The sequence below is a fragment of the Acinetobacter sp. 148 genome (assembly GCF_031196675.1).
GTDB classification, from domain to species: domain Bacteria; phylum Pseudomonadota; class Gammaproteobacteria; order Pseudomonadales; family Moraxellaceae; genus Acinetobacter; species Acinetobacter baumannii.
The window spans coordinates 1-12,033 of sequence record NZ_JAVIMT010000039.1; the positions used below are offsets into that span (position 1 = coordinate 1).

At 27.4% G+C, this 12,033-nt stretch carries 14 protein-coding genes and 4 pseudogenes; all 18 read left to right on the forward strand.

Annotated features, from left to right (window positions below; translation table 11 throughout):
• The first annotated feature begins 148 nt into the window (after nt 1-148).
• The 18 genes and pseudogenes from RFX69_RS06980 to RFX69_RS07065 all read left to right on the forward strand — a co-directional run bounded on the left by RFX69_RS06980 (nt 149) and on the right by RFX69_RS07065 (nt 11,951).
• A complete protein-coding gene (locus RFX69_RS06980; protein WP_005128981.1) occupies nt 149-454 on the forward strand; it encodes a hypothetical protein in 306 nt (101 codons plus the stop codon).
• 1 nt (nt 455) lies between these two features.
• Nucleotides 456-1,176: pseudogene (locus tag RFX69_RS06985) on the forward strand (RHS repeat domain-containing protein); the annotation flags it as partial.
• 332 nt (nt 1,177-1,508) lie between these two features.
• Nucleotides 1,509-2,153 carry a hypothetical protein gene (locus RFX69_RS06990; protein WP_289333038.1) on the forward strand — a complete coding sequence of 215 codons (645 nt, stop codon included), beginning with the start codon at nt 1,509-1,511 and terminating at the stop codon, nt 2,151-2,153.
• Nucleotides 2,154-2,303: 150 nt separating this feature from the next.
• Nucleotides 2,304-2,717, forward strand: coding sequence for a hypothetical protein (locus RFX69_RS06995; protein WP_005111424.1), 414 nt, complete (start codon nt 2,304-2,306; stop codon nt 2,715-2,717).
• A 113-nt stretch (nt 2,718-2,830) separates the two neighbouring features.
• Nucleotides 2,831-3,133, forward strand: a complete 303-nt coding sequence (locus tag RFX69_RS07000) for a hypothetical protein (protein WP_289333037.1) — start codon at nt 2,831-2,833, stop codon at nt 3,131-3,133.
• A gap of 126 nt (nt 3,134-3,259) precedes the next feature.
• On the forward strand, nt 3,260-3,667 hold the full coding sequence (locus RFX69_RS07005; protein WP_289333036.1) for a hypothetical protein: 408 nt from the start codon (nt 3,260-3,262) through the stop codon (nt 3,665-3,667).
• Between the two features lie 209 nt (nt 3,668-3,876).
• Nucleotides 3,877-4,128: a hypothetical protein gene (locus RFX69_RS07010; protein WP_000945588.1), complete on the forward strand. Its 252-nt coding sequence runs from the start codon at nt 3,877-3,879 to the stop codon at nt 4,126-4,128.
• Between the two features lie 376 nt (nt 4,129-4,504).
• Entirely contained in the window at nt 4,505-4,738 is a 234-nt protein-coding gene (locus RFX69_RS07015) for a contact-dependent growth inhibition system immunity protein (protein WP_228130642.1), read from the forward strand.
• Between the two features lie 72 nt (nt 4,739-4,810).
• Nucleotides 4,811-4,957, forward strand: a pseudogene (locus RFX69_RS07020) (RHS repeat-associated core domain-containing protein); the annotation flags it as partial.
• Between the two features lie 33 nt (nt 4,958-4,990).
• Nucleotides 4,991-5,209 (forward strand): hypothetical protein, encoded by a 219-nt coding sequence (locus RFX69_RS07025; RefSeq protein WP_032061058.1) that lies wholly within the window; start codon nt 4,991-4,993, stop codon nt 5,207-5,209.
• A 192-nt stretch (nt 5,210-5,401) separates the two neighbouring features.
• On the forward strand, nt 5,402-5,830 hold the full coding sequence (locus tag RFX69_RS07030) for a hypothetical protein (RefSeq protein WP_309169039.1): 429 nt from the start codon (nt 5,402-5,404) through the stop codon (nt 5,828-5,830).
• A gap of 585 nt (nt 5,831-6,415) precedes the next feature.
• Complete coding sequence (locus RFX69_RS07035; RefSeq protein ID WP_289333034.1) at nt 6,416-6,901, forward strand: DUF4265 domain-containing protein; 486 nt, start codon at nt 6,416-6,418, stop codon at nt 6,899-6,901.
• A gap of 251 nt (nt 6,902-7,152) precedes the next feature.
• Entirely contained in the window at nt 7,153-7,512 is a 360-nt protein-coding gene (locus RFX69_RS07040; RefSeq protein ID WP_021510479.1) for an immunity 22 family protein, read from the forward strand.
• A gap of 259 nt (nt 7,513-7,771) precedes the next feature.
• Nucleotides 7,772-8,101: pseudogene (locus RFX69_RS07045) on the forward strand (hypothetical protein).
• A 187-nt stretch (nt 8,102-8,288) separates the two neighbouring features.
• A pseudogene (locus RFX69_RS07050) lies at nt 8,289-9,098 on the forward strand (RHS repeat-associated core domain-containing protein); the annotation flags it as partial.
• 12 nt (nt 9,099-9,110) lie between these two features.
• Nucleotides 9,111-9,779: a hypothetical protein gene (locus RFX69_RS07055; RefSeq protein WP_271050383.1), complete on the forward strand. Its 669-nt coding sequence runs from the start codon at nt 9,111-9,113 to the stop codon at nt 9,777-9,779.
• Between the two features lie 509 nt (nt 9,780-10,288).
• Nucleotides 10,289-10,594, forward strand: coding sequence for a hypothetical protein (locus RFX69_RS07060; protein WP_021510476.1), 306 nt, complete (start codon nt 10,289-10,291; stop codon nt 10,592-10,594).
• Nucleotides 10,595-11,480: 886 nt separating this feature from the next.
• Nucleotides 11,481-11,951, forward strand: coding sequence for a hypothetical protein (locus RFX69_RS07065; RefSeq protein WP_000062299.1), 471 nt, complete (start codon nt 11,481-11,483; stop codon nt 11,949-11,951).
• Nucleotides 11,952-12,033 lie beyond the last annotated feature (82 nt).

Below are 12,033 nucleotides of genomic sequence, written 5' to 3' on the forward strand. Positions count from 1 at the left end.
TAATTCAGCGTATATCAGACTATGTAGAATTCGATGTTCAAAAAAATAAAACAGAGTGCATTAAAAACCCTAGGTATCATAATGAAAAGCTTACAATCAAAGGCGAGGTAGATAACCCGTGTAATTTAACTATTCATAGGAGAAAATAATGTTAGTTAATAATCAAACTATATTTTATTCTGGTGATGAAATGGTAGAGGTTTTAAAAGAGATAGAATATATATTAGTTTCTCTGCACAAAGTAGGATCTCACTATGCTGAAACCTTACCTGATTCTTATATCGAATATGCAGATGAAACTACAAAATTTATTGATGATAATAATATTTGTGAAAGACTAGCGAGAATTAGAAGAATTTTATCTAGTAAATTTGATAATAGTTTAGGGGAAGATGATATGGATGATTTAGAAAGAGCTTTTGAAAGTTTAGAATATTGGAAACCCAAAAAATAGCAAAATCTGTCGTCAAAAATCAAGTAAGAGTGATTTACAACTTGAGTGGGATGCATGTGGACGGCTGATTAAAAGTCCTAATGCTGAATATACAGCAGAGTACCGCTATGATGCGTTAGGACGCCGTATTCAAAAGCGAAGTAAACATCATCATACCGGTGGTGAGCATAACATCATTTATGGATGGGATAGCAATACACTTGCTTATGAGTCGAATGAGCAAATTACCAAGTATTATATATATGAGAAAGATTCATTTTTACCGCTGGTACAGACTGTTTATGCAGAAGAAATAAAGCTTCGTCAAACACCTGACTGGGCAGATAAACCCTATAGTTTACAACGTGACCCATTATGGAAAGTAACGAAAACATCAAAAGACTTTAAAGATTTTTGGTTCTATCATTGCGACCATTTAGGTACACCGCAAGAAATGACGGATCATACAGGTTCGGTCATTTGGCAAAGCTTGGGGTGAGTGTAAAGCTGAAAAAGCTAAATCTAACTTCTTTGAAGACTCTGAGATTATCAGTAATAATATCCGTTTCCAAAGGCAGTATTTTGATGAGGAGACAGGGCTTCATTACAACCGTTATCGTTATTATTCACCGTATGTAGGGCGTTTTATTTCCAAAGACCCGATTGGATTATTGGGTGGAGATAATGTATATGCTTATGCACCAAATCCAGTAAGTTGGATTGATCCTTTGGGATTAAGTACTACTAATCAAATTAGAAGAGATTCAACTAAAGGTGATAAAGAGTTTTCAACAAATCGAGCTGCAAGAAGAGAAGCCATGCGTCAAGCTGGTATACCAACCTCACAAAGTTATACTAGTTCTTTAAAATTTATGGGAAATGACTCATCTGGTAAACAATATAATGATAAATTGCAGTTACATCCACAAGGGCATGTTTTTAAAGATAAAAACCCAGTTGAATATGAGAAGCCACATTATTACGTAGTAAAAAATGGCGTAAAACAAGATGGTCATTTAACTTATGATAATGGTAATGCTAGATCTACAAATAAATATGGAGGCGATGACCATAGATGCTAAAGTGTTCTTTTGATGTTATACCAGAATTTCTTAAACTTCCTGATTATTTTAAAAAGGAATCAGTAGTAATTATTCTTGGGCGAAAAAATGAATTTATTGATTTTTTTACGAAAAATATTAATGATTATCTCTTAACTGAAAGTTTTAAAATTAATTATTCAACCCAAATTATTGTTTTGGAATCAATGGAAAAAGTGATTAATTTTAAAGGAGCATTTGGGCAAAATAAGATGTTTAAATATAATAAGGTGAAGGTGTATAGTGAAAAATTTTATATAGATAATAATTTATATATTTATGATATAGCTTATTATCATGATTATTTAGAGGAAAATATGAATCTGTTTAAAAGTGGTTTTGCAGGATTTTCTTTTTTCTCAAAAAAAGATAAAGATAGGGAGAAATATATATTTCCAATTGATTTTCAAAATAATTTTTTTGGTAATATTTATATAAATTTTGATAATAAGTTTATAAATGGTTGTTGTGATATAAAAGAAGAGGATATAGAGGAAGTATATTTAAATGGGTCTGCTAGAGTTTTGGGGGGAGATTTTTTTGAAAGATATAATAATTTAAAAAAAGACGAAAAGATAATTATAAAAAATAAAATTGATAAAATAATATTGAAGAAATAGGATTTTATTTAAAACAAGTGCGGGGTATAACTATTCCATCCAAAAGAAAAATAAGTATTAAAGATGATTCTTATTTTTCTTGCTACTTAATTTAAGTGGTAATCTTTTGATAAATTTTTTTAAAGTATGTGATAGTAGGGAAATTAAGAGTTGGATAATTTGATAGACCAATTGTATGATTTGGAACTAGAGCAAGCATATTTTGTATACATAAAATTTTGCTATAAAATAATACCTTTATTAAATAATATTAATTCAGAATATATTATAGAGTCTATTCAAAAAGCTAAGTCATTCTGGTTTGATGGTAAAAGTAATATTGATGAAAAAGAGATAATTAATAGAAGAATAAAAATAATGAAATATATAGAGGAAAAAGATATTGACTTTAATATTAATAGTGAGCCTGAACTAAAGTTTTCTATTATACCTTTATGGACTAAACCACCTTCTGAAGATATAGGTGATAGTTTAGATTGGGCTTTTACATTACTTAAAGTAATTAATATACCAGCCTATATTATTAAAACTAAACTATATGAAGCTTTAAATGATATAACTTAGTAAATAATGAAATTATTAGGTAGGACGTTTTATTTCCAAAGACTCGATTGGATTAATTGGGGGGAGATAAGGTATATACTTATACGCTGAGTCCAGTAGGGTAGATTGATCCTTTGGGATTGAGTGGTTTTGACCCCTTTACACATGGTGAAATAACATCTTTTCCTGAAAATATACATTTTGGGCAGAAACGAGTTGCACCACAATTCTCAAATATTGGTTCTCAAGCATCAGATTTAATTAGAGGGCGAGATATAAGTGATGTTGCTAAAGATCTAAAAAGTGGCAAAGTCAGCGCTAATGAGTTTGTTATTTCTTATATAATTGACCCTAAAACAGGAGTTCCTATCACTTTAAACAATAGAGGATTAGAGCAGTTAGTGAGGCAAATATTAAACCTGATAGCGCTATTTTAGTGCCATATGATAAAGCCCCGAAACATTTGTTGAAGGATGGTACTTCTAAAACTATTGATGTCACAAAAAACAAAGATGATTCTGGTGAATTAAGAAATGTTTTATGTCCATTTTAAAGGAAATAACATGAACAAGTTAAGTTTTCTAAGTTTTGAACATATATATTTAATAGGAAGTATATTTGAGTTAAATTTAATTCAAGATGATGAGTCTCTGACTATCATTATGGATGGAGAGGAAAAGGAATCTGAAGATTTAGTTTTTTTTAAAATAAATTTTAATACAGTAGCTACATGTTATTATGAGGTTAATGAAATGTGGCCTGAAGAAATTGAAAAGAAATATGATATGAGTATATTTGAAACTACTAATTGGCAAGCTGGTGTTTATAAAGTTGAGAATACGGATAAGGAAGATTTTAAAAGATTTGATCCACTAGGTAGATTGAATTTAAATAAATTTTTAATTATTTCACAAAACTGTTTTTGTGAAATAATAGCCAGATCTGAATTTAATATTGAAAAAATAAATTAAAGTTCAATTTTTTAATATAAATAGGACTTTAATAATTTTATTAAATTGTATAATTCGGGGTATGTTGTTGAGTCTATCCAAAAGCTAATTCATTTTATTTAGTATGCTCATGATCGTTTTGTTAAAGGTATACCCACCAATAAAATTAGATATAGATCAAAGTAAAGTGACTTAAAACGGGTGGGCTATAAAAAAGGATATTCTTTATAATGTTACGTAATATTGATAAAATTGTATTAGATAAACTTCATTTAATTTTAAAAAATGAAATATTTGATTATCAGATAGTTGCTAAAGAAGTATATTTAATTCGTCTTGATATAGATTATTTAGAACTTAGTGAGGATTTACAAAATTTGATTGATGAATTGATTGGAATGGATGCAGGCGAAGAGGGGGATTTTTCACTTACTAAAGATGAAATTGTAGCGAAAATAAATTCTATTGAAAATGTGAGGTAATTATTAGAACTCTTGTGAAGGTTATCTTTAATCATCCAATAGAATTCTCGAAAAAGTTAGAAATCAACTTTAATTATCAATTAAATATCCATCCTCCTAAGATATGGGTATTACAATACTTTAAACCTAAAGGAGATAGTTAATTTATGGTTATTGATGAAATGACTAATAATATTTTTAAAGAAATTGTATTCTGGTGATAAAAAGGTAATAGGAAATGGAATAGATGTGACTGGTGAGGGGCTTGGTAGTAGGTAAAAAACTATAAGTGATAGATATGATGCCAAAGTTGTGCTGAAAAGTACAGGTAATGGTAAATACACAATTTTGACTTCACACCCAGAATAGGAGTTTATTAATACAGGAAAACTTTCAAATTCATTTCCCCTTAACATATCAATTATTAGGAGCTTGGTTTAGTGATGCTGATTATGAAGATCTAAGAGATCAAGAAATAATTAATGAATATAAAAAAGTTTCTAAATCTGAAAGATTAGCTTCTTTAATTCGCGAAATGAATATAATTTTACAGATCAAAAATATTGACAAAGATTATATTTCAAAATTATCAAGTGTTTATTTTGAAGATAAAAATGATTTATTTCAATGATTGAATGAATTATATACTTATTTAACAGAAGACTAAAAAATTATAGAACTATATGTAGAGTAGAAACAGAGCTTATATTACAACCGTTATCGTTACTATTCACCGTATGTAGGGCGTTTTATTTCCAAAGACCCGATTAAGTTATTGGGAGGAGATAACTCATATGCATACGCACCAAATCCAATCGTATGGGTTGATAGTTTAGGACTTCAAAATGAATTCGGAATAGCAGGATATAAAGATAAGTCTCATATGAACGACAATCTTGACGCTCATGAGTTAATTCAAAATGCATGGTTAAGACAAAATGGGAAAATTACTGGTCGTTCAGGTGGTATTGCTAAGACTAATCCAGCGATTGCAATTCAACAAAATGATATGCATAAATATATTTCGAAACTTCAGTCTAAATATGGTATGCATGACCCGCAGAAACTGAAAAAATCAAGACATAATGCAACATATCAATAGAAATACCGCATTAACAAGAAGAGGAATGTACGATGATCTTGTTAAGAACAGAGGTTGGGAACCAGCCAATGCAAAAGCTTTTGCGACACAAAAAGCGCATGAGCTCAGAGATGAAGCTATAAAATATGGTAAGGCAAATAATTTGATACCTTGTGATAAGTAACAATTTTGATTAAATTAGGAAGTAAATTCATGAATTATATTGCAAAAATTAATAGTGAGCAGGCTGGTAGCATTGGGCGTATAGGTGGAAATATACCAATAATACTTACTGAAAAAAAAGATGAATTGAAAGATTATGTTTTCTATATGACTTTTCAAAATCATGAAAATAATAGAGAGTATTTAAGTATATTTGTTCATAAATTATTTGATGAAAGAATAGATAATAATATTTATCCAAATATTGCAGTTAAAATTTTTATACATAAATATTCAAATGAAAGTAATATTACAGATTATACAGCAAAAGAATTGAACACTAAATTTATTGCTGGATATGATGAAGTAGAAGATGATGAATTTAATTTAATTACCTATTCAAAGACACTAAATCTTATTCAAGAAGAAAACTATTATTTTGAAAATTTGAATAAAGATAATTTTGAGTTTTTTATATAAATTGATGAGGATTTTTATACAGACAATACACTTAAGGGTACTTATATCTTTGCTTATGGCGCTTTGTATATATTCAAGCAAAAAGAAACTGGTAAAATAGTTGCAGGTTTTTGGCAGCATTAAATTAATTAATGTGATTTGAGTTATTAATGTAGCTTGAAATTTAGTTATTGAAAAGTCTTTGTCATTGCAAGGTTTTTTTAATAATAAATGTTTTAAATTAAATGGTTCAAGATTTGAAGTTTTTAAAATGTGTATGAGATTAGAATAAATTTTATTTTACTATTAATAATTAAATTGAAAGGTTCTTTTAGCTTAATTTCTTATATTTTTGAAAAATTTCGTCAAAAGAAAAGATAAAATTTTAATGAGAAATGTTCTTTCAAACTTTAAAGAATTAGTTGAGTCATCAATTTTTGTAGAAAATATTAGTAAAAATACTGATAAATTTAATTTATTTTTGTGTTACATATAATAAAATGAATAGAATTGGTAATTCAGATAAAAATATTAATTTAAGCGCAGAAAATAGTGGTTATGTTAAAGAAAGTGTATCTTGTAAAGAGTAAAGTTGTGGAGCGCCATATGCATGATAATTTTAAAACTTTAAGTATTTATGCAGGAAAAACTAGCTCTGGTAAAACTAGATTAGAGGAAGTCCTCGTAGAATGTATAGATGGGAACATCTATAAGCTACTATCTGCGCCAGGATTGGCTCTAAATTTAGCAAAAGGAGATACTTTTGAATTCATTAATAGTGATGAGCCCGTAAAAATTATATGTCGAGGAGGGAATTTTAATATCCATATTTATGAAGCGAATTTAACACTTGAAGATTATGAAGATTTTAAAAGTGAACTTTTAGACTATTTAGGAGGAACTATAGATGGTTTGAGTGGAAACAATATGGCTATTACTGTACCCTCTGCCCAAGGTATTCAAAATATTAACAGTTTTTTTATTAATTTTAGCCAATTGTCAGGTAATAATTGGTCATTTACTAATATTTATAAAAACTATGAATATTTTGAAGATGAAACATTATTAGATTGGTGGGATAAGAAGTGCTAATTTGTAGAATTTTTAAGAGCATCTCTATTTAGTTAATCTTAAATTTATTAGTTCGATATTTTTCTAAGGATAATATTTTAATCAATAGCTAAGTTTTTATTATGACTGGTATAAGTTTTCTATTGTCATAGTAGTGATCTTTATCCTAATTTTTAAAAAATAATGTTAATTCTAAATATATAGGAAAGTTGTACTATTAATACCGTTAAAGATATAATTGAAAAATATATAGAATTAACTAGGGGGCTGTAATGTCTTTCAAAACTAAACTTCATCTTTGGTTGGCATTAACTGAGATAAGTGAACAAGAGTATTGGGATTATTTTGATGATTCCGAAGGATTGCCAAATTTTTGTAAAGAAGTAGGTTTGGATTGGCTAGATCAGGACTTTATGGGATATTATTTTGATAAAGAAGTAGATGATTTAAAGTTTATTATTGAAGAAACTCCAGAGCCTAAACATCATGAAAAGATGCTAAAAGACTGTTTGGAAAAAGGTATTAATAAAGCTAATGCTATGTTTTATTATTGGGGGGATGATCCAATTAAAGTTAGTAAAGATAAAAAATATAATACGCTCACCTATATTGGTGAATATGAGTGGGATTAATTTATGTTGATTATAATAAATTCTACTTTTATTTGTTATCTACTTGTTAGTAAATTTTTAGCAAAAGTCTAGTTATGTTGAATATTTAGTTAATAAAGAAATTCCTTGTTCTTTGAAGGGGGGTAAGAGATTGATTGTTAAATCATAAATAAAAGACTAGATATAGGTAAAGAGACCAAGTGGTAATATGATGAGCGTAGCCGTGTAATAAGCATTGAAAAATGCATCAAAAAAATAAGTGAGGGTTTTAAGTGTAAATATGTCTATAATTGAAATACCAAAAAACATATGTAAAAAATTTAATTCTAAGTTTGTGAAACCTTCGGAAAATGAAATGGTTGCTGTAGCTTTAGATTCATTGGAAAAAATACCAATTACAGGAATACGTAATATACTTGAAGAAGGAGAAAATATCTCATGGTTTTTCTATTGTGGAGAATTTTCTGAAGATGATGATTTCTTTAAACCAATGCATATATCTCATTTAGAAAACTATCTTCCCGAAGTTATTCCTTATTAAGCATTAGAAGAAGGTTTTAGATTTGTAATAGATAAAAAGGGTTACGAAGATGTATGGAAAGAAGAATAGATACTAAATTTATATTTTTTAACTTATTAGATATTTAGTATAATAACTCATTTCTATGAAGACTCTTTAGGATCCTACTATAAATAACTAAGTGATTCAAGAAATAAGTTATTGAAAAGATAACGTCTCTGGACAAGAAATGAATATTTTAATTAAAATAATTTTAAGAAATAAAATTAATATTAAAAATCAAACCCTAGATTGGTCAGATAGACCTTATAATATACACCATGCCCCACTTTGGGAAATTGAAAAACAGGGTAAAGAATTTGATAATGTATGGTTCTATCACTGCGAACATTTAGGCACACCGCAAGAAATGAACGACCATACAGGTGCTATTGTCTGGAAAGCTCAATATAAAGCTTGGGGCGAGTGTAAGGTAGAACCGACTAAGTCAGATTTCTTTGAGAATTCAGAAATTATTAGTAATAACATCCGTTTCCAAGGCCAGTATTTTGATGGGGAAACGGGGCTTTATTACAACCATTATCGTTATTATTCGCCGTATGTAGGGCGGTTTATTAGTAAAGATCCGATTGGATTATTGGGTGGTAATAATGTTTATGTATATGCTAAAAAACCGATTACATGGATAGATAGTAAGGGATTATGCAGTACCACATTAAACAGAAATTTAGGAGGAGTAAAAGGTGATCATTTACAAGCTCATCATATTATTCCTGAAGAAATTTGTGCCAAGCGCAAAGATTTTTTAGATGATATTGGTATTGGTGGAAATAGAGATAAAGCAGAAAATGGCGTTTTAATGCCTCCCAGTGAAGCTAAAGCAAAACAAATGAAGCGCCAATTATATCATTGTGGATCACATCCAATTTAATCTGCAGGTATTAATCAAAATTTAGGAAAAATACAGAGAGAATTTGAAAGTAAGAAAATAACCGCTTCTCAAGCTAGAGATAAAGCGGCAAATTTACAGTCAAGTATGAGACTTGTTTTAATAACATTTGGTACAAAACCAATCAGATTAAGTTAGGATTAAATAAATATGAAGTATTTTGTTTTAAGTGCGACGCAAAGTAGTCTTTGCCCAATTTCAATTGTGGATGATGCTGTTCTATATATGAATAAAGAGCAAGCTAGCCAAAATATCGAATGTGGATCTTTACCATGGTATAGTTATAAAACTAGCAAAAACTTTGATTTACCAATCGAAGGTGTACTTATCTTAAAAAGTAAAAAAATAGAAATAAGTATTAGAAATATAAATGAAAATATATATATTGTTGATGAAGTTTTTAAAAATACTATTGGAAAATATATTAATTCTGATTTTATAAGAGTTGAAGTTTTGAATGAGGGTTTGGAAATAATAAATAACAAAAATTATTATATTTTTAGATTTAATCAAATTTTTGATTTTAAAAATGTCTTAGATTTAAATAAGTCAACTTATAGATTGGATAATGATTTTTTAGTTTTAGAAAAGGCAGAGTTTTTAAATAATTTAGATATTGATATATTGAAAATTGATAACATGGATTCTGCTCAAGATACTTTTTTTATCAGTGAGTTTGTTAAAGAAGAAATTGAAAAAAATAAATATCAAGGTATAAATATTTTTGACCTTAGTTTGGCTCAATGGAGAGATTCTGATGATTTTAGTTTTATGTTTTTGAGCGAAGATGAGTTGAATAAATTTGTGTGGCCAATTTAGTAGATATCTCTCTCATATAAAAAATAATATTTGTAATTATTTTTGATTTGATAAAATGTATATAATAGTCTATTATAAACCTATTATCCAACTTTATGGGTTTTTAAAATGGAATATGAGGTATGGTTCTATTGTTGTGATCATGCCTTTTTAATCAATCCTATGTGAGAATTCAATAAATATTGGATGGAGTAATCATTGAAATAAGCATGTACCAGAAAATAAATTAAGTTGGAAGCAGATAGTAAATAGTACAAAAAATGGTAATACTGCTAAATATAAATCTGATATTAATATTCAGACAATTGAGCGAGTAGCTTGGGCTAATGGTACTAAATTAAATGTTAGTGCAGGTAAGAATTCAATATGGAAAGTATTAAGTCATCCGATATAATTGAAGCTAATAGTGGAAAAGAAATAGAATGTATGCTTATTGATTGTTCGCAAAGGATAATATATGGTCATTCGATATAAAAAGATACATACAATAAATATCTAAAGAGGTCATAATGAATATTTGGTGGAATATTGATATTAAAGATGGAGTTGTTAGTCATGACTCCATTTCTTGGATTGATGATAATTTTGTAATAAATGAAGATACAGTTTTTGATTTATCTGAAGATTTATTACAAATTTCTTTTAATAATAAAAAATTGGATGTCGGATGGTATCCGGATCTAGATGTAGAGGGTTTTTTTAGAGTTGTATTAATAAAAGATATGAATTGGGAATCACCTATAATTGAAAAAGAGTGTAGGGATATAAAGAGCTTAAAGGATAATATATCAAATATTATATCTAATAATATTTAGATGCCGAATATATTGGTTTTGAATATAAACTTTGTTTAAGTGTAGCTAAATCAAGTGAAAATAAAATTTTAAATTTTATTGAGTTTGATGTGGAAAATATTTTTAATTTATTGGGGTTAATTAATATTTTCTACTATTTTTATTGCTTAATTTAAATGAAATTATTCAAGATGAAAACTTATAATATTAGTAATTTTAGAAGATTTAGTAAGGAAGAGTAATTTAGGGGAAATATTAAGAAATTGATGTTTTTTATTAAAAATTAATTAATTTGGATAGGCAGTAAATACACATTTATTGTATAAAAAGGTTTAATCGTAGATGGGAAAAGCTATTGATGAAAAATAAGCTCTGAAAAAAATATAAATTTCAATCTGAATCTAATAAATTTTATTTTATCATATTCAGATTTTAATAAGGAGGATGGAGTTAAGTTAAATTCTTATATAAATAGTGAAAATTTAATAGATAAAGAGGTTGTAGTAATTCAGGAAATAGATTTAACAGATTTACCGTGTTTTAATATCCGAAATACAGATATTGGTATTTTTTGGGAAATATATAGTTTAAATCAAACAGATGTGTATATTATTGATAATAACTTTAATATTAAAGATGTGCTTGAATTAGTGAATAAGCTGAGCCAATTTGGTTATGTCTCTGCGTTAAAATATATTAAATTTAAATATGGATTTAAAGATCATTATATTTTTTTTTGAAAATTAATTAAAATCTGGATTTTATTCTTTGATATTGAAAGAAATAATATTTTTGATGAAGGAAAGGTGACTCAATATATGAGGATTGAAGTCTCATCAACAAATGAATTCCATGGGCATCCTATATCAAAGCAACGTTATAATTCTTATATGAAAAAGGCTGTAAGATGAGTATGAATGATTTAGAATACTTTTTAAATAAAGAATTTTTGTTACCATTAAAGATTCCTTCGAGCTGGTTTATTTCTAAGAACTATCTTTACGATGTCAATTGTAATTGGCTAAATCAGTTAAATGAAGATAATAAATTTAAGATGTCAGAGATTTATCTCTATAAAAATATTTTTTATGCTAAGTTGGAAAGGAAAATTAATAATTCGATTTATAACTTTGTTATTGATGTTTCTGTTTATCCGGAAATAGAAAATGATGAATATAAGAAATTTGAATATGAAATTGGACTAGGTCTATATGAGATGGCAAAAAAGAATAAATTAATTTTTATGAGGAATTGTAGTTTTTATAATATTTTGGATGTTCGTGATTTTTTAAATATAATTTTGATAGATGTTTATCATAACTTAGATGAGTCAATCAATAAGGGTAATATTTTGAAAAATGTAAAAGAGTGGATTTAAATTATAAATTAAGAACTTTTTAGTATATTGGAATTAAGACTGGATGATTCAGTCTTAATTAAAATTAATAAATTTTTTTAAT